Source organism: Hydrogenophaga sp. (assembly GCF_026125825.1).
Taxonomy (GTDB): domain Bacteria; phylum Pseudomonadota; class Gammaproteobacteria; order Burkholderiales; family Burkholderiaceae_C; genus Hydrogenophaga.
Genome location: NZ_JAHCKK010000001.1, coordinates 22,705 through 40,325, shown reverse-complemented (window position 1 = coordinate 40,325; position 17,621 = coordinate 22,705). Strand labels below are relative to the sequence as shown.

The following is a 17,621-nucleotide window of genomic DNA, read 5'->3' as shown; positions in this document are numbered from 1 at the left end:
TGTCCCTTCAGAATCGGAAAATTCCGTAGTGCGGGTCGGCGATCGGGGCGTGTGCGGCGGCTGAGAGTGCCATGCCCAGTGCGTTGCGGGTGTCAGTGGGCGCCAGCAGACCGTCGTCCCACAAGCGCGAGGTGGCAAAGTAGGCGTTGGATTCGCGTTCGGCCTTTTCGTACACGCGCTGGCGCAATTGCGCCATCTCGGCCTCATCGGGCGTGTGGCCCTTGCGGCGCAACTGGGCGATTTTCACGTCGGCGAGGGTGTTGGCGGCCTGATCGGGGCCCATCACCCCCATGTGCACGTTCGGCCAGGCCCAGATCATCCGTGGATCCCACGCCCGTCCGCACATGCCGTAATAGCCCGCACCGAAAGCTGCGCTGGTGATGACGGTGAACTTGGGCACCTCGCTGCCAGCCTGCGCCATCAACATCTTGGCGCCGTCCTTGGTGATGCCTTCCATTTCGTAGTTGCGGCCGATCATGTAGCCGGTGGTGTTTTGAAGAAACACGAGCGGTGTACGGTTCTGATTGCACAGCGAGATGAAGTGCGCCGCTTTCTTGGAACTGTCGCTGAACAACACGCCGTTGTTGGCGAGGATGCCCACGCGGTACCCCCAGATGTAGGCGTAGCCGCAGATCAGCGTGGTGCCATAAGCGGGTTGGTATTCGTGGAAGCGGCTGCCGTCGACGATGCGGGCAATGAGTTCGCGCTGGTCAAACTGCACCCGGTGGTCGGGCGAGACGATGCCCAGCATTTCGTCGGGGTCGTAGTAGGGTGGCTCGGCATCGCGTTCTGGCAGGTAGCTTTTCGTCGCGGGCTTGAACTGCGCAACGATCTCGCGGCAAATCGCGATGGCGTGGGCCTCATTGTCAGCCGGGTAGTCGACCGTGCCGGATACCTGGGTGTGTAAATCACAGCCTCCGATCTCGTCGGCGGTGTGCTCCTCACCGGTGGCGGCCTTCACGAGCGGTGGCCCGCCGAGGAACACGCCGCCGGTGCCACGCACGATGATGCTGTAATCGCACAGCGCCGGGATGTAGGCACCGCCGGCGGTGCAGTTGCCGAACACCATCGCGACCTGCGGCACGCCGGCCTTGGACAGCAGGCATTGGTTGCGGAACACCCGGCCACCCTCGATGTACACGCCTGACAGTTCTTCAAGGAAGGCGCCGCCGCTGTCGCACAAATGCAGGACCGGCAACTGGTTCTCCAGCGCGATGTCCAGCAGTCGTGCCAGCTTGCGTGGCGTGAGCGTGTACCAGACACCGCCCTTGACGCTGGAATCGTCGGCGTGGATCAGCACCTCGCGGCCACTGACCACGCCCAGGCCAGTGACCACGTTGGCACCCGGGACCTCGCCGTTGTAGTCCTCGCAGGCAGCCAGCGCCGAGAACTCAAGAAAGGGCGTACCGGGATCTAGTAGCAGGTCCAGCCGTTCACGTACCAGTAATTTGCCCTGCGCGCGCACGCGCTTGATCTCATGCGGCGGACGTTGGTGGCGCGTGATTTCCATGCGCTCGCGAAAATTCGCGACGATGGCGCTCATGGCTTGATGGTTTCGCCGGAACGCTTCGGATGCGGTGTCGATGCGGGAGTCGATGCGTTTCATCAATCGGTTCTCAGGGGTCTTGCAGCGTCACGAGGGTGGACTTGAGAGCGAAGGTGTTGCCAACGGCAAAGTACACAGTCTTGACCCGGGCGTCGCGCGGTGCCGTCAGCGTGGTTTCCAGCTTCATGCTTTCGATCACGATGAGCGGTTGGCCCGTGTGCACGGCATCGCCGGCTGCCACATGAACCGCGATCACCGTGCCGGGCATTGGCGCCTGCAGCAAGTCGGAAGCGGCACCGGCCCGGTCGCCGCCGGAGGCTGCGCTGAGATCGATCACCTCGACTTCAAGGGCACCGGTGGCCGCACTGTGCACGAATCGACTGTCGCCTTGCGCGGCGATCCAGACGGCTTGCGGGCGCTGATCCACGGTGACCCGCCAACGGCCATCAGGCAGCGTCTTCCCCTGCATCTCGAATTTGCGTTCGCCATGGCTGACGTGGAACACGCCATTCGCTCCACGTGTTACCACGAGGTCATGGACCTTGCCATTGATGACATAGCGGCGGCGCATCGTCAATTCCTCCAGGGTCCCATGGCGGCGTGCATCGCGGGAATGGAGTGAACGGCGCGCAACAGTTCGCGGTCGGCGAGCACCGCCGATGCCAGTACCAGGTCGATGTCATCGGGGGTGAGAGACTCGCGCAGCTCGTCGGCGCAGCGTGCCAGCATGCCGGTGTCGGCCTGCCCAGCACGGAACTCGGCATGGCGCAGTACCCGCGTGAGGTAGCGTGCGTTGGTGGTCAGACCCAACAGCACCGATTGCTCAAGCGCCAGGATGGAGCGTTCGATAGCCTGTGCACGCGTGTTTCCATGGCAAATAATTTTGGCGATCATGGGGTCAAATGCGGCAGTTACCGCCTGTCCTTCGCGCACGCCGGCATCAACCCGCACGCCGGAACCAGAGGGTGGTCGCCAGCACAGGATGTCACCGGTGGAGGGGCGAAAATCATGCTCGGCGTCTTCGGCGTAAAGCCTGCATTCAATGGCGTGACCAAGCTGCACGATGTCCGCCTGGGTGTAGCCGAGCGGCTCACCCTGGGCGACGCGTACCTGTTCGCGAACGAGGTCAAAGCCCGTCACCATTTCGGTGACCGGGTGTTCGACCTGCAGACGCGTGTTCATCTCAAGAAAGTAAAACTCGCCACCGGCGCCGTAGATGAACTCCACGGTGCCGGCGCCGCGATAGTTGGCGGCGCGGGCAATGCCGGCTGCGGCTTCGCAAATATCGTGGCGCTGCACCGGTGAAAGGGCCGGGGAGGGGGTTTCTTCAATGATTTTCTGGAAGCGTCGCTGCACTGAACATTCACGCTCCCAGAAATGCACCAACTGGCCATGCGCGTCGCCCATCACCTGCACCTCGATGTGCCGCGGGCGCTCCACATAGCGCTCGACAAACAGCCGACCGTCGCCAAAATAGCGCTCACCTTCGCGCCGTGCGGTCTCGATCTCGCGATCCAACACGGCGAGGTCACGCACGATGCGCATGCCCTTGCCGCCACCGCCGGCTGAAGGCTTGATCAGCAGCGGCGCGCCGAGCGCCCTGGCGCGCTCGACGAAGCTGGCCGGGTCATCGTCCTCGATGGCGCTCGGTGCCACCGGAAAGCCGCGTTGGGCGACGAAGCTGCGCGCGCGCACCTTGTCGCCCATCAGTTCGATGCTGTCCGGACGCGGGCCAATGAAGACGATGCCAGCAGCTTCCAGCGCACGCGCAAACGCCGCGTTTTCAGACAGGAAGCCGTAACCGGGATGCAGCGCCTGTGCCCCAATGCGCCGACACGCTTCAACCAACTGCGCGATATCGAGGTAGGCCGCCACGGGCGTCAAGCCGTGCAATTCGACCGACTCGTCAGCCTCCAGCACGGCCGGGCTATCGGCGTCCACCGCGTGGTGGGCCACCACGGTGGCGAGCCCCATGCCCTTGAGTGTGTGCAGGATCCGCAGCGCGATCTCGCCACGGTTGGCGATCAGAACTTTTTGAAACACGGGCGGAACCAGTTGTACGGCGGGTGACGAACGGCGTCTGGTGTCAATCGAGCACGGGGATGGGTTCGGACACGCGCTCGAAGCGGGAGTTTTTGGCGTCCGAGCGCAACACGAGCACGCTGCTCGGCGAGTGCCGGTCATTGGGGCCGAAACTGATGGGAGAAGCCAGCCCATCGGTGCTGAAGTTCTTGGTTGTCTCCAGCTTCTCGACGACACAGGCGCGGGTCAGCGCCTTGCCACAGCGGCGGATCGCGTCTTCCATTAGCAGCGCACCGACGTAGGCTGTGATCGAATAGCGGTTGAGCGACTTCAACTCGTCGGCTGACAGATATTTCTGTGCCAACCCCATGAACTTGGCCATGCCTGGCACCGACAGGTCGGTCAGAGGCGGGACATAGTCTGCGACGAAGTAGCCGTCGCCCGCGGCACCGGCGAGCGCCTGAACAGGGGTCAGGTGGGCCGAATGCACGGCAAGGAAGGTCAGCGACATCTGGTTTTTAGCGGATTCCTTCATCAGCATCGAATGCTCGGCTACCACGCCGCCCGACGCGAGAAAGGTCGCTCCCACCTGCTTCAGACTCAGCATCTCAGCCGAGAAGTCCTTGGTGCCACGCTTGAAGGAGATCTCGGACACGCTGTTAAGCCCCAGATCCTTGATCGCCTTCTGGTAGCCGCAACGCACGTCGCTGCCAAACTCGTCATCCTGATAGACCAGCGCAAACTTCTCCTTTTGCAACTTCTTGCTAGCGACCATGTTTTTCATGGCGGAGCTCAACTCCTGACAATAGGTTGGCCCGATCACAAATACCGTTTTGTTCGGTGGAGTGAAGTGCGCTGCTGCCACGGCCATCGCGTTGATAGTTGGCAAGCCTTGCTCGTTGATGTAGGGCAGCATGGCTTGCAGCATCGCTGAGCCCGAGGTGCCGATGAGGCCGAAGATGCCTTCCACGTCGACCAGTCGCTTGACGCCTTGCACAGCACGCTGAGGCACATAGCCGTCATCTTCCTGGCGAATTTCCACCTTGCGGCCGTTGATGCCACCACGGGCGTTGACATCCTGCTCCCATACCCGCAAGGCAAGCATGTGGGCCTTGCCCAGCAGGCTAGGGGGGCCGCTGACGGGCGTCACCGAGCCGAGGACGATTTTGGCGTCGGTCACACCGGGGTCGGCAGCAGCGGCGGTCGTGGCCGTCAGGCTGATAACCATGCTGAGCAGACTGGTGGCGGCATATCGAAAGTATTTGCGTGTCATGAAAAGGCACTCCTGGTTGAGTAATGGGGGAGGGGCTGGTGGCACGTCGTCTTGATTACTTGGAACTCAGAAATTCAGAGGCTCGCTCGAATTTCCCGGCGCTGGCATTCGCCTTGAGCAAAATGGGGCGGGTCCCCGACTGTCGAATATTGGGCCCGAAGGTCAATGGGGCCATGATGCCGTCGCTGGTGAAATTTTTGGTCTGCTCGAGCTTTTCGACCACGCAGGCACGTGTGAGGTTTTTGGCACATGCGTTGAGCGCTGATTCGAGCAACTGGACACCTACATAGGCGGTCAATGAATACCGGTTCATGTCCTTGACCTCATTGGCTGAAAAATATTTGTAGGTCAGTGCGGTGAGTTTGCCAATGCCCTGTGTTTGTATGTCGGTCACTGGAGGCACATACTCGGCGACGTACACGCCGTCTGCTGCCGGGCCGGCCAGGGCCAGTACCGCAGGCAGATGCGAAGGGTGAGCGGCCAGGCGCACGGCTTGCATCTGGTTCTTCGCGATCTCTTTGAGCATGGCGGCGGTTTCGGTGATGATGCCGCCGGTCAGCACGAAGGTGGCGCCGGCGCGCTGCACGCTCAACACCTCGGCGGAAAAATCCTTCGCCCCGCGTTTGTAGGCAACTTCGATGCTGCTTTTCAAGCCGAGCTCTTTCAGGGCCTGTTCGTAGCCGCATTTGACGTCGGTGCCGTAATCGTCTTCCTGGAAGATCAGGCCGAACTTCGATCCCTGCAGCTTCTGGGATGTGACCAGATGCTTCATGCTGGCAGAGACCTCCTGGCAGTAAGTTGCCCCGATATTGAACAGCGTCTTGTGCGGTGGGTTGAAGTGGGCGCTGTTGACGGCGATATGGTTGATGGCGGGAATTTTCTGCTCGTCGATGATGGGCAGCATGGCCAGCAACTGCGACGAGCCGGAGGTGCCGATCAATGCAAAGATCTGTTCGACATCAATCAGTTTTTTCAGACCCTGGACAGCGCGCTGCGGCACATAGCCGTCGTCCTCAATGCGAATGTCGACTTTGCGTCCGCCGATGCCGCCGCGCGAATTGACGTCCTGCTCCCAAACTTTCAGGGTCGTGGCAATGGCCTTGCCAATGATGCTGGGCGGGCCGCTCAGCGGGATGACCGCGCCAAGCACGAGTTTCTCGTTCGTGACCCCGGGATCTGCCGCCAGTGCGCTGCCGAAGGTCAGTGCGGCGAGGGCGCCGAGGCAAAAGCGCTGGGTCAGCTTCGGTAGTGTTCGCATCGCAGGTCTCCTATGGAATAAGCAGCGCGTGTGCTGCGGGGTCAGAATCGGAAGGGCCAATGGGTCCAGTAATGCTTGATGTCGCGCCATCGCCCCATCAGGCCATCGGGCTCAAAACGCAGGAACAACACAATCGCGAGTCCATAAATGACGCCTTTGATCTCAAAGGCGGCAGTGGAGCCCGACCCGCCGAAGCTGGCGCCGATCATGCCGAACACGAAGCCCAGGCTTTCGTTGAGCAGGACGATGAAAGCCGTTCCGAGCAAGGCGCCGGCTACAGAACCCAGGCCGCCGACGATGAGCATGGAGAGCGCCTCGATCGATATCAGCAGGCTGAAGCTGTCGACATTCAGGTAGCGTGTGTAGTAGGCCAGCAAGCCCCCGGCGATGCCGGTGTAGAAGGCGCTGACCATGAACGCCAGCAACTTGTAGCGCACCAGGTTGACGCCCATGGCCTTGGCTGCGATGTCGTGCTCCCGAATCGCCTGGAACGCCCGGCCAATGCGGCTGCGCAGGATGTTCAGGGTGATGAAGGTGAACACCACCACAAAGCACAGCACCACGTAGTAGTAGCCACGTTCTGCCCCCAGCGCCTGACCGAACAGCGAGGGTTGCGGCACCGTCAAGCCTTCCGAGCCTCCGGTCAGGTCGCCACCGTTGAGGATCAGGTGGTTGATGATCACGGCAAATGCCATCGTCGTGATGGCCAGGTACAGCCCTTTGAGACGCAGCGAGGGTATGCCCACGATGATCCCGGCGATGGCCGCGCTCACGCCACCGGCAAAGATGGACGCCAGCATTGGCCAGCCAAGTTTGCTGGCCACGATGCCGGCCGTGTAGGCGCCGACCGCCAGAAACCCCGAGTGCCCGAGCGAGATCAGCCCGGTGGTCCCGGTCAGCAGGTTCAGGCCCAACACCCCCACCGCTGTGATCAGCAGCAGCAGAATGACGGAGACATAGTACTTGGCCAGCAGCAGTGGCGCGGCCGCCAGCAGCGCCACCAGCAGACACGACCAGACGATGACAGGAACCGAGTCGGTCAGTGCCAGCAGCTGACGATAGTTTTGTTTGAAGTTTCCGCTACGCATCAGACACGCTCGATTTCAGGTTTGCCGAACAGGCCATAGGGTCTGACCATAAGGACGACGAGGATCAAAACAAAACCGGCGATCTCCTTCATGCCGCGGCCGATATAGCCTTCCGACAGATTCTCGACCACCCCGATCAGGATGCCGCCGAGTGCGGCGCCGAACACCGAGTCCAGCCCGCCCAAGATGACCGCGGGAAAGCTGCGCAGACCTGTCGTCCACATGCCGGGATTCACGTCGTAGATCACGCCGATCAACACGCCCGCAATGGCGGCGAGCCCCGCCGACAGGGCCCAGGACAAGGCGAAAATGCGCTTGACATTGATGCCCATCAGCAGGGCTGCAGTTTGCACGTTGGCGGTGGCACGCATGGCGATACCGACCCGCGAATAGCGAAAGAAGGTCCACAGGCCGAGCAGTACGGCCGCCATCAGCCCAACGGAATACAGCTGCGCCGGGTACAGGCCGGCCGGGCCGATCTTGATGACCTCCGTTGGCAGGCCGGCATTGAGCGGCATGGGGTCTGCGCCCCAGATCAGCACCACCACCGAGCGCAGGATCACGGCCAGGCCAATGGTCACCATCACCGTGGAAAACACCGGCTGACCAAGCATCGGACGGATCAGCAAGACCTCGATCAGAAGGCCAATCAGCACCGAGGCCGCGACAGTTGCTGCCAGCATGAGCCAGAAGCCAAATTGGAAGGTGCCGGCCAGGGTGAAGGCGATGTAGGACACCAGCATCATCAGCTCGCCCTGGGCGAAGTTCACCACGCCGGTGGCGCGGTAAATCATCGCAAAGCCCATGCCGATGAAGCCGTAGAGCAGGCCCACGGCGATGCCGGAAATGACCAGTTGCAGAAAATAGTCCATCAGCCCGCTCCTGCGCCGTAGATGATCGCGATCTCTTTCGCGAAGGTTTTTTCGATGACGTTGCGGCGCACCTTCTGGGTGGCGGTGAGTTCGCCGTCGTCGTGGTCGAGTTCTTTTTCCAGGATCAGGAACTTGCGGATGTTCTCGACCCGGGCAAACAGCTTGTTCACACGCTTGACGTCCTCGTCGATCAGTTCGCGCACCTCGGGCAGCGCGGCCAGGCTCTTGTAGGTGGTGTAGGCCAGTTTGCGTTCTTGTGCCCACTTGCCGACCGTTTCGTAGTCGACCTGGATCAGCGCCGCCAAATAGTGGCGTCCGTCGCCCAGGATGATCGCCTCGCGCACATACAGGCTGTCCTTGAGCGCGTTTTCGATCTCCGAGGGCGCGATGTTCTTGCCGCCGCTGGTGATGATGATGGCCTTCTTGCGGTCAACGATCATCAGCTCGCCGTTGTCAGCCAGCGCCACGATGTCGCCCGTGTGCAGCCAGCCGTCCACCACGGTCTTGGCGGTGGCGCCTTCGTCGTGGATGTAGCCCTTGAACACGGCGGGGTGCTTGACGACGAGCTCGCCGTCCTCCGCGATCTTCCAGTTCAGGCCGTCGATGGGCAGGCCGGTGGCGCCCAGTTTGATCGCTTTTTCATGCTGGAAGAAGATCACCCCGCCGGACTCGGTCATGCCGTAGACCTGGTACACCGGAATGCCGAGGATGCGGAAGAACTTCAGTACCTCGGGCGAGACGCTGGCGCCGCCACAGAAGCCGCACTGCATGCGGTCCAGGCCGACGAATTTCTGCAGATTGCGAAACATCAGCAACCACAGAACGAAGAAGTGCAGGCGATCCGACAGACTGCGCTGGCCCCCTTGCGCCTCGACCTTTTCGAACAGACGGCGCCCGGCATCGAAGCAGCGCTGGAAAGCCCAGCGCTGAAAGCGCGAGGCGTCCTGCATGCGGATCAAAATGCCTTGCTGCAGCTTCTCCCAGATGCGCGGCACGCCCAAAAACACCGTGGGTGCGATCTCGCGCAGATTGACGGCTACCGTGTCGATCGATTCGGCGTAATTGACCACGCCACCGGTGAGCAGGTGCATGACCGTCGAGAAGGCACGCTCGGCCACGTGGCACAACGGCAGGTAGCAGACCACTTCGTAGTTGTGCCGGTCGAGCTTGAAATGGGTTTTGAGCTTGTCAACGGTGACGATCAGGTTGCGGTGCGACAGCATCGCGCCCTTGGGCGGCCCGGTGGTGCCCGAGGTGTAGACCAGCATGCAGGTGTCATCGGGCTGGGTGTCCTCGATGGCACGATCAAAGGCGCTCGCGTGCTGGGGCGATGCCGCGGCGTTTTGGTCTCCTAGCTCAAGCACGTCCTCGAACGACATCAGCTTGTCGTGTTTGTAGCCGCGCATCCCCTTCATGTCGACGCAGATGATCTTCACCAGGTCGGGCAGGCCGGTGTCGTGCTTGGCCATGGCGTCGAGCACCTTGTCGACCTGTTCCTGATCGCCGCAGACCACGAACTTGCTGTTCGAGTGGTGCACGATGTACTGCAGTTCCGGCCACGGGTTGGTGGGGTAGATGCCCACCACGACACCGCCGATGGCTTGCGTGGCCAGGTCGGTGAACATCCACTGCGGACTGTCCTCGCTGGCAATCGCCAGCCGGTCGCCCTTGTCGAAGCCCAGAGACTTGAGACCGAGGGCGAAGCGGCGCGCCGTTTCGAAATAGTGCTGCCAGGTCATCCGGTTCCAGATGCCGTAATCTTTCTCGCGAAACGCGAGCGCATCCGGAAAGCGCTGTGCCCAGTGCTGGAGCAGCTTGGGGAATGTGGTGTTGCCGTCGCGCAGTAACGCGTCCAGGTTGTCGATCACGCGGCCTCCTTGGTTTTGCTGCCCAGGTAGGCGTCGATCACGGCCGGGTTGGCCGATATCTCGGCCGGCGTGCCCTCGCCGATCTTGCGGCCGAAGTTGAGCACGCAGACGCGGTCGGAGATGTCCATCACGATGCCCATGTCATGCTCGACCATGAGGACCGAAATGCCGAGTTCGTCGCGGATGTCCAGCACGAAGCGGGCAATGTCTTCGGTCTCCTCGCTGTTCATGCCCGACACCATTTCGTCCAGCAGCAGCAACTTGGGCTCGGTGGCCAGTGCGCGTCCCAACTCGACCCGCTTTTGCAGGCCATAGGACAGGGTGCCCACCGGCATGTCGCGAATTTCCTCGATTTCGAGAAAATCGATGATCTCTTCCACCTTGCGACGGTGTTCGAGCTCCTCGCGCCGCGCCCGTCCGAAGAACCACGAGGCATCCAGCACGTTGGTGGCCATGTGGCAGTGGCGGCCGACCAGCAGGTTGTCCACCACGCTGGCATGTTTGAACACCGCCAGATTCTGGAAGGTCCGACCGATGCCGATGGCGGCCAGGCGGTGTGCCGGCATGCCGGTGATGTCGCTGCCATCGAAATGCACGGTGCCGCTGCTGGGCTTGACGACGCCGCTGATCATGTTGAAGGTGGTCGTCTTGCCGGCCCCGTTGGGGCCGATCAGGGAATAGATTTCACCGCGCCGAACGTGAAAACTGACACCGGCAACGGCTTCGACGCCGCCGAAGCGCTTGGACAGGGTTTCGACCCTTAACAATGTGTCGTTCATGTTTTTTTTCTCAGGACAGCCAGCGTTTGCGCCGCTTGTAATGCTTCACCTCGCGCATGTTCTTGCGCGATCCACCTTCGCCGAAGCCTAGGTAGAACTCGCGCACGTCGTCGTTGCGCAGCATCTTGTCGGCCTCACCGTCGAGCACCACGCGGCCGTTTTCCATGATGTAGCCATAGTCGGCAATGGCCAGCGCCATCTGTGCGTTCTGCTCCACCAGGAGAATGCCCATGCCTTCCTGGCGGCACAGGCGGGTGATGATGTCGAAAATCTCTTCGCTGATCTGTGGCGCCAGACCGAGCGTGGGCTCGTCGAGCATCAGCAGTTTCGGGGACGACATCAGCGCGCGGCCGATGGCCACCATCTGCTGTTCGCCGCCCGACAGGTAGCCCGACACCGTGCTGCGTTTTTGCACCAGACGCGGGAACAGCCCATACACCATCTCCATCTGGCGCCTGGCGTCGGTCAGACTGCGTGTGTAGCCGCCCATCACGAGGTTTTCCTCGACCGTCAACTGGTCGAACAGGCGGCGCCCCTCGGGCACCATGACCACGCCGGCGCGCACGATTTCGTCCGGCGCCAGGCCGGTCAGCTGGCGGTTTTCAAACGTGATCTGGCCACCCTTGATCTCACCGTCTTCCGGATACAGAACGCCCGAAATGCCTTTGAGCGTGGTTGATTTCCCGGCCCCGTTGGAACCGAGCAGGGCGACTATGCGACCTTTGCCGACGGCCAATGAGACCTCTCGCACCGCCTCGATGGTGTTGTCGTAAACGATCTGGACATTGGTGAGATTCAGCATGACAGGCCGCTACTTGCGCTGTGCTGCGGCGACTTAACCATTGAACGGGTTTGCCGGTCGAGCGTAGTGGAGGGGTGCGCCAGGATGGCAGCCGCAGTCGTGCAGACCTTCGGCTCGGATGGGCCGGGTGCATGGGCGCGACCATGGTCTCTGGTTGCCAGGGTGCCGTTCGAGGGGGCAGTTAATTTTCTCAAAGGTTGTCTCGTGTTGGCCGTGTTGGGCAGCGTGCCTGCCATGTGCCTTGCCGTTCGGTAGGCGCGATGCCTTGTTTGCATGGCGTTAATCTAACGGTAGTTAGTCTGGCTTCAACTCGGGAAATCCCTATGCAGGTGCCATCAAGTCCGGGTGCGAGTGCGGGCGGGAACTTCTGGCCAGGTTCGCTTCAGCATGAATGCCGGTGATTCACCGTCAGCGGATTCAAGACTGAAGTGCAACACCTGCCCCCGAGTACGGTCCGCAGATGCAAAGCAGCCCACCCAAGCGCAAACGACTACCTCGCAACAAAGGAAAAGGCCGAAGAGCTCAGATACTATTGCTCCGGCCCCATGAATTTTGAACTTTCGTGGATCGTTTGCCTGTGGCAGTCGGTCCACGACTCGCGACTTCAAAGGGCCGGAACAATAGATGGACATGGTGAGCATCCATGTGCGTCCGCCCGAGATTGAAGACCGGCAGTTGCCCGGGCACGGGGAGGGTGACCTGATCAAGGGTGCTGCGAACGCCAGCGCGTTGGGCACCCTGGTGGAGTGCACCAGTCGGGCTGCTCATGCTCATCAAGCTGCACGGGTTCAAGCCCGCCAGCGCGGTCAATGTCCTGCAGGCCTTTTCTGACAAGCTGCTGAGGCTCGCTGAGCCTATGTGCCAGAGCATGACGTACGACCAGTGCCGGGAGAAGGCGATGCGCAGGGAACTGAGCCGACGCACGGACATTGCGGTGTACTTCTGTTACCCCCCCAGCCCTTGGCAGCGAGGCTCTAACGAGAACTCCAACGAGCTGGTGCGCCAGTACCAGCCCAAGGGCTCGGACCTCTCAGGGTACAGCCAGGAGCAGCTCGATGCGATTGCCGATCAGATCAACAACCCGCCCTGGAAGGGGTAGGGCGCACGATCCCCCTCTGGCAGTCTATCGGGACCTCCTGCTCAATAGCACGCAACACCCACCCTCGTTCATTGAAACCCAGGGTATTGCACTTTAGATTTGAATCACTCTCGGCTACATTCCCGCGTAGTTCGGCCCGCCGCCGCCTTCGGGCGTCACCCAGACGATGTTCTGCGTCGGATCCTTGATGTCGCAGGTTTTGCAGTGCACGCAGTTCTGCGCGTTGATCTGCAGCCGGTCCGAGCCGTCGTCGTTCTTTACGAATTCGTAAACGCCGGCCGGGCAGTAACGGCTCTCGGGGCCGGCGTATTTCGCCAGATTGATCTGCACCGGCACGCTGGCGTCCTTGAGCGTCAGGTGCGCGGGCTGGTTTTCTTCGTGGTTGGTGTTGCTGACGAACACGCTGGAGAGCCGGTCGAAGGTGAGCTTGCCGTCGGGCTTGGGGTAGCTGATCTGCGGCATCTCGGCGGCCGGGCGCAGGCTGGCGTGGTCGGCCTGGGTGCGGTGGATCGTCCAGGGCGGACGCTTGATGCCAAGCCTGGGCAGCAGCCACTGTTCAATGCCGGTCATCAGGGCTCCGACGAGGCTGCCCTTCTTGAACCACTGTTTGAAGTTGCGCGACTGGTCGAGTTCGGTGTGCAGCCAGCTGTTTTCGAACGCAGCGGGGTAGGCGCTGAGTTCGTCGCCGCTGCGTCCGGCGGCCAGGGCTTCAAACGCGGCTTCGGCGGCCAGCATGCCGCTCTTGATGGCGGCGTGGCTGCCTTTGATGCGTGCGGCGTTCAGGTAGCCGGCATCACAGCCGATCAGCGCGCCGCCCGGGAACACGGTCTTGGGCAGGCTGAGCAGGCCACCGGCGGTGATGGCGCGCGCGCCGTAGCCGATGCGCTTGCCGCCTTCGATGTGGGCGCGAATGGCGGGGTGGGCCTTCCAGCGCTGCATTTCCTCAAAGGGGCTGAGCCATGGGTTCTTGTAGTCGAGCCCGGTGACGAAGCCAAGCGTGACCTTGTTTCCTTCCAAGTGGTAGAGAAAACCGCCGCCGTAGGTCTGGGTGTCCATTGGCCAGCCGGCCGTGTGTACCACACGGCCGGGTTGGGCGCGGGTCGGGTCGATCTCCCAAAGTTCCTTGATGCCGATGGCATGGCTTTGCGGATCGCGGCCTTCGTCAAGCTTGTATTTAGCGATGAGTTGCTTGCCCAGGTGGCCGCGCGCGCCTTCGGCAAAGATGGTGTATTTGGCATGCAACTCCATGCCGAGCTGGAAGCCGTCGTGCGGCAGGCCGTCCTTGCCAATGCCAAGGTTGCCGGTAGCTACTCCTTTGACCGAATCGTTGTCGTCGTACAGAACCTCGGTGGCTGTGAAGCCCGGGAAGATTTCCACGCCCAAGCCTTCAGCCTGCTCGCCCAGCCATTGGGTCAGGGCGCCCAGGCTGATGACGTAGTTGCCCTCGTTGTGGAAGCAGTCGGGCACCAGGAAGTTGGGTGTGCGCCTGGCACCGGTTTCGCTCAGGAAAAGCACGTCGTCGCCGGTAACGGGTTGGTTCAGCGGTGCGCCCAGATCCTTCCAGTTGGGGAATAGTTCGTTCAGTGCGATTGGGTCCATGACCGCGCCGGAAAGAATGTGAGCGCCGGGCGCGGAGCCTTTTTCCAGCAGCACCACCGAGACGTCCTCGCCCTTTTCAGCCGCGAGCTGCTTGAGGTGGATGGCCGTGGCCAAACCTCCGGGGCCGGCGCCCACCACCACCACGTCATACTCCATCGCTTCGCGGGGACCGTATTGTTCGAGCAGGGAGGTGGGCTTCATGCGGAGAGGGTCAAAAAGGTGGCGACCCTGGGGCCGAAGTTGACGAAAAAAAGGGGGGGGTCAGGGTCGGTTGTCGACCGGCAGCGGCGGTGCGGTGCGCGGTGCGCCGTCACGTTTGTAGACCATCACCGTGCGTTTGAAGGTGCAGACAATGACGCCGCTCTGGTTATAGCCTTCGGTGCGCACCGTGACGACGCCGACATTGGTTCGCGACCGCGACTCGCGCCTGTCCAGCACCGTGGAACGTGAATAGAGCGTGTCGCCTTCAAACACCGGATTCGGAAGTCGAACTTCGTCCCACCCCAGGTTGGCCATGACGTTTTGCGAGACATCGCTCACCGTCTGCCCCGTCACGAGGGCCAGCGTGAGGCAGGAATTGATGAGCGGACGGCCGAACTCCGTCTGCGCGGCGTAGTGGGCATCGAAGTGCAGCGGAGCCGTGTTTTGCGTCAGCAACGTGAACCAGATGTTGTCGTTCTGGGTCAGTGTGCGACCGAGGCCATGCCGATACTCGTCGCCGACCTCGAAGTCTTCATAGAATCGGCCGCGCCAGCCTTCTTTGATGGTCATTTGCTGCTCCTGCGGCGGGTTGTCCAATTTGGGAGTCCCCAGACGCAGCCGGTCAGCGTGCCACTGCGCAATGTAGGCGACATGTGGACTATTGCTGTCAGTTTCTCGGCCCGGCTTGTTGAAGTTGCCGGCAATGCATCGCGACTATGCTTTGTCATGCGTGAGAATTCCATCGAACACGATCCCCGTTATTTGACGCGAGAAGTCACGAAAAGAGCCGCGTTGGGGGTTGTACCATTCGACGGTCCAGTTCAATGCCCCAATCACGAAAAGCCGAATCATGGCCGTGCTGGTGTCGTCGCGCAATTCGCCACTGGCGAGCGCTGATTCGAGAAGATGATCCCAATAGTCTGCGTAAGCCCGCCGCACGACCCGGTGGCGATTTTTTGCGCTGGTCGGGATTTGGCCGTAGATGCGGATGTTGGCTGACGTGAAGTCGCCATAATGCAGCATTCCCCAGAGATGGCCTTCGATGCCAGCGGCGATTCGATCTCGCCAGGGTGCACTTTCGGGAAGAGCCGCAACACGGGTGCGTACGGCATCTGCGACGATGGTGATGCCTTTGTCCAATACCTCGCCCAGGATCTGCTCTTTCGATTCGAAGTGATAGTAGATACTGCCGGCTTTGACGCCGGCAGCATCCGCAATCTCGCGCAAAGTAGTTGCTGCATAACCATGATGCCTGAATAGCCTTGCAGCTTCGAGCAGCACGCGTTCGCGTGTGGCGGGACCATCCACCTCATTTTTGCTGGGTTTTGCGTCTGTATTTGACATCATTTGACCGTTTGGTAGATCCAAATTTCGAATCGTATCAAACCTAGCTTTGGTCGAAGGGGCGGCCTTGAGCAACGTCTCGTCGCGCGGGGTTGCTCACTTGCGACCATTCGCCCACTGCCTGAAATCAGGCCGGCGTTTTTCCAGGAAAGCGCTCACGCCTTCTTTGGACTCTGCCGTGTCGTAGTACAGGCTCAGCGCTTGAAGTCCCAGGCTGCCGATCCCGCGAATGTGCTCGGTGGATGCATTGAACGAACGTTTCGCGATCGCCAGAGCCGTCGGACTTTTTTCGACAATTTCCTTGCACCAGCGGGCGACTTCGGCGTCGAGCTGGTCGTGGGGCACGACGGTGTTGCACAGACCCATGGCCAAGGCCTCCTGTGCACTGTAGCGGCGGCACATGTACCAGATCTCGCGGGCTTTCTTTTCGCCAACCACATGGCTCAGGTAAGCTGTGCCCCAGCCAGGGTCGACCGAGCCTACTTTCGGGCCGACTTGGCCAAACACGGCCTTTTCCGAGGCAATGGTCATGTCGCACAAGGTGGCCAGGACATTGCCGCCGCCAATGGCGTAACCCTGCACGCGGGCGATCACGGGCTTGGGCACGTCACGAATGGCGCTGTGAAACTCTTCCACCGGGATACCGATGGTGCCCCGGCCGTCGTACTGGCCGGCATGAGCCGACTGATCGCCGCCGGTGCAGAAAGCACGGTCACCCGTCCCGGTGAGCACAATGGCGGCGATTCGCTTGTCCCAGCCTGCTTTCATGAATGCCTGCAGCAGTTCCTCGACGGTCTGGCCGCGAAACGCATTCATCACTTCGGGGCGGTTGATCGCGATGTAGGCCACCGAGTCGAGTTCTTCGTAGAGGATGTCCTTGAATTCCATGGGTTTTCCTTTTTGTCTGTTATTTCAATGCCGCATGTCTTTCGACCGTGCCCGGGCGTTTACCCAATCATGCTGTAACCACCAGACACTGAAAGAACCTGCCCGGTGACATGGCCCGCAGCCTTCGCTGAAGACAGGAAGACGACGGCATTGGCAATATCCTGCGGCCGTCCCACCTTGCGCAACGGCAGCGCCTTGGCGACTTTTTCCAGTTGCTCCGGCGTGAACATACTGTCGGCATCAATCCACATGCTGCTTCCGCCCACTTCGTCGGTGGTACTGGGGATAGTGACGCCGGGGCATACCACGTTGCAGCGGATGCCGTAACGCCCGTTTTCCTTGGCGATCGTTTTCATGAAGCTGTTGATGGCAGCCTTGACGCCGCCATACACCGCTTCACGTGGCTCACCTTGCCGACTGGCATCAGAGCTGATGGAGACGATTGAGCCGGCGTTGCGAGGAACCATGACTTCAAGCGCGGTCTTGGTGCAGTTGAGAACGCCGAGGTAGTTGATGTTGATGATCTTTTGCCACAGATCGGGGGTCGTCTGCGTGAAGAACATCAACTGGTCCCAGCCGACGTTGTTGACGAGGACATCGACGCCGCCGAACTTGTCCGAGGCTGCCTTGAACATGGCTTGCACCTGGTCAAGTTGGGTGACATCGGTCTTGACAACCTGCGCCGACGCCGCGCCGCTCGCCAGCGCGAGTTCTGCCGTCTTTTGCGCCTGACTTTCGTCGATGTCGCCGATGGTGATGTTGGCGCCTTCCGCGGCGAAGCCGAGCACGATGCCGCGGCCAATGTTCGAGCCGCCACCCGTGACGATGACCGATTTTCCTTTTAGTTCGAGATCCATACTGATTGCTCCTTGCGCTTTAGGCGCCACATTGGTGAGGATGAAATTATGACTATCTAACGATAGTTAGATAGCGGGCGAGATTTCCTGTGTTGGATGGTGCGCCTGGCAGCTACCACTGCAAT

The 17,621-nt window shown here is 61.2% G+C and carries 15 protein-coding genes and 1 pseudogene; 1 reads left to right on the top strand and 15 read right to left on the bottom strand.

Translation table 11 applies throughout. From position 1 onward, the window contains the following. Window positions 1-7: 7 nt before the first annotated feature. Genes KIT86_RS00180 through KIT86_RS00135 form a run of 10 tightly spaced genes read right to left on the bottom strand, consistent with a single transcriptional unit; the run spans window position 8 to window position 11,508 of the window. On the bottom strand, window positions 8-1,606 hold the full coding sequence (locus KIT86_RS00180) for an acyl-CoA carboxylase subunit beta (protein WP_297393909.1): 1,599 nt from the start codon (window positions 1,604-1,606) through the stop codon (window positions 8-10). Between the two features lie 10 nt (window positions 1,607-1,616). Next, window positions 1,617-2,117, bottom strand: coding sequence for a biotin/lipoyl-containing protein (locus KIT86_RS00175; protein ID WP_056278288.1), 501 nt, complete (start codon window positions 2,115-2,117; stop codon window positions 1,617-1,619). A gap of 2 nt (window positions 2,118-2,119) precedes the next feature. Beyond that, window positions 2,120-3,589 (bottom strand): biotin carboxylase N-terminal domain-containing protein, encoded by a 1,470-nt coding sequence (locus tag KIT86_RS00170; protein ID WP_086124712.1) that lies wholly within the window; start codon window positions 3,587-3,589, stop codon window positions 2,120-2,122. Window positions 3,590-3,632: 43 nt separating this feature from the next. Continuing rightward, entirely contained in the window at window positions 3,633-4,841 is a 1,209-nt protein-coding gene (locus tag KIT86_RS00165) for an ABC transporter substrate-binding protein (RefSeq protein ID WP_056278283.1), read from the bottom strand. A 55-nt stretch (window positions 4,842-4,896) separates the two neighbouring features. Further along, complete coding sequence (locus tag KIT86_RS00160) at window positions 4,897-6,099, bottom strand: ABC transporter substrate-binding protein (RefSeq protein WP_056278280.1); 1,203 nt, start codon at window positions 6,097-6,099, stop codon at window positions 4,897-4,899. Between the two features lie 41 nt (window positions 6,100-6,140). Further along, complete coding sequence (locus tag KIT86_RS00155; RefSeq protein WP_297393904.1) at window positions 6,141-7,187, bottom strand: branched-chain amino acid ABC transporter permease; 1,047 nt, start codon at window positions 7,185-7,187, stop codon at window positions 6,141-6,143. Next, on the bottom strand, window positions 7,187-8,059 hold the full coding sequence (locus tag KIT86_RS00150) for a branched-chain amino acid ABC transporter permease (protein ID WP_056278272.1): 873 nt from the start codon (window positions 8,057-8,059) through the stop codon (window positions 7,187-7,189). Before KIT86_RS00150 ends, KIT86_RS00155 begins: the two co-directional genes overlap by 1 nt. Beyond that, a complete protein-coding gene (locus KIT86_RS00145) occupies window positions 8,059-9,927 on the bottom strand; it encodes a long-chain fatty acid--CoA ligase (RefSeq protein WP_056278268.1) in 1,869 nt (622 codons plus the stop codon). The genes KIT86_RS00150 and KIT86_RS00145 overlap by 1 nt, the downstream gene beginning before the upstream one ends. Further along, complete coding sequence (locus KIT86_RS00140) at window positions 9,924-10,706, bottom strand: ABC transporter ATP-binding protein (protein WP_056278265.1); 783 nt, start codon at window positions 10,704-10,706, stop codon at window positions 9,924-9,926. Before KIT86_RS00140 ends, KIT86_RS00145 begins: the two co-directional genes overlap by 4 nt. 10 nt (window positions 10,707-10,716) lie before the next feature. Then, window positions 10,717-11,508: an ABC transporter ATP-binding protein gene (locus KIT86_RS00135; RefSeq protein ID WP_056278262.1), complete on the bottom strand. Its 792-nt coding sequence runs from the start codon at window positions 11,506-11,508 to the stop codon at window positions 10,717-10,719. 566 nt (window positions 11,509-12,074) lie between these two features. Here KIT86_RS00135 and KIT86_RS00130 point away from each other — a divergent pair. After that, a pseudogene (locus KIT86_RS00130) lies at window positions 12,075-12,586 on the top strand (IS30 family transposase); the annotation flags it as partial. Window positions 12,587-12,721: 135 nt separating this feature from the next. On the opposite strand, the gene KIT86_RS00125 reads toward KIT86_RS00130, so the two are convergent. From KIT86_RS00125 to KIT86_RS00105, 5 genes are all read right to left on the bottom strand, one after another. Further along, entirely contained in the window at window positions 12,722-14,407 is a 1,686-nt protein-coding gene (locus tag KIT86_RS00125) for an electron transfer flavoprotein-ubiquinone oxidoreductase (protein WP_069047294.1), read from the bottom strand. 60 nt (window positions 14,408-14,467) lie between these two features. Beyond that, window positions 14,468-14,977 carry a MaoC family dehydratase gene (locus tag KIT86_RS00120; protein WP_056278252.1) on the bottom strand — a complete coding sequence of 170 codons (510 nt, stop codon included), beginning with the start codon at window positions 14,975-14,977 and terminating at the stop codon, window positions 14,468-14,470. A 144-nt stretch (window positions 14,978-15,121) separates the two neighbouring features. Next, a complete protein-coding gene (locus KIT86_RS00115; RefSeq protein ID WP_297393896.1) occupies window positions 15,122-15,826 on the bottom strand; it encodes a TetR/AcrR family transcriptional regulator in 705 nt (234 codons plus the stop codon). Window positions 15,827-15,847: 21 nt separating this feature from the next. Then, window positions 15,848-16,639 (bottom strand): 2-ketocyclohexanecarboxyl-CoA hydrolase, encoded by a 792-nt coding sequence (gene badI / locus KIT86_RS00110; protein ID WP_056278247.1) that lies wholly within the window; start codon window positions 16,637-16,639, stop codon window positions 15,848-15,850. Window positions 16,640-16,698: 59 nt separating this feature from the next. Continuing rightward, window positions 16,699-17,496, bottom strand: coding sequence for an SDR family NAD(P)-dependent oxidoreductase (locus KIT86_RS00105; protein ID WP_008905455.1), 798 nt, complete (start codon window positions 17,494-17,496; stop codon window positions 16,699-16,701). Window positions 17,497-17,621 lie beyond the last annotated feature (125 nt).

Bases quoted from the DNA above. Each gene is read 5' to 3' on its own strand.
- KIT86_RS00165 (WP_056278283.1), bottom strand. From the start codon at position 4,841: ATGACACGCAAATACTTTCGATATGCCGCCACCAGTCTGCTCAGCATG.
- KIT86_RS00155 (WP_297393904.1), bottom strand. From the start codon at position 7,187: ATGCGTAGCGGAAACTTCAAACAAAACTATCGTCAGCTGCTGGCACTG.
- KIT86_RS00135 (WP_056278262.1), bottom strand. From the start codon at position 11,508: ATGCTGAATCTCACCAATGTCCAGATCGTTTACGACAACACCATCGAG.
- KIT86_RS00120 (WP_056278252.1), bottom strand. From the start codon at position 14,977: ATGACCATCAAAGAAGGCTGGCGCGGCCGATTCTATGAAGACTTCGAG.
- KIT86_RS00105 (WP_008905455.1), bottom strand. From the start codon at position 17,496: ATGGATCTCGAACTAAAAGGAAAATCGGTCATCGTCACGGGTGGCGGC.
- KIT86_RS00125 (WP_069047294.1), bottom strand. From the start codon at position 14,407: ATGAAGCCCACCTCCCTGCTCGAACAATACGGTCCCCGCGAAGCGATG.
- KIT86_RS00140 (WP_056278265.1), bottom strand. From the start codon at position 10,706: ATGAACGACACATTGTTAAGGGTCGAAACCCTGTCCAAGCGCTTCGGC.
- KIT86_RS00180 (WP_297393909.1), bottom strand. From the start codon at position 1,606: ATGAAACGCATCGACTCCCGCATCGACACCGCATCCGAAGCGTTCCGG.
- KIT86_RS00150 (WP_056278272.1), bottom strand. From the start codon at position 8,059: ATGGACTATTTTCTGCAACTGGTCATTTCCGGCATCGCCGTGGGCCTG.
- KIT86_RS00175 (WP_056278288.1), bottom strand. From the start codon at position 2,117: ATGCGCCGCCGCTATGTCATCAATGGCAAGGTCCATGACCTCGTGGTA.
- KIT86_RS00160 (WP_056278280.1), bottom strand. From the start codon at position 6,099: ATGCGAACACTACCGAAGCTGACCCAGCGCTTTTGCCTCGGCGCCCTC.
- badI (WP_056278247.1), bottom strand. From the start codon at position 16,639: ATGGAATTCAAGGACATCCTCTACGAAGAACTCGACTCGGTGGCCTAC.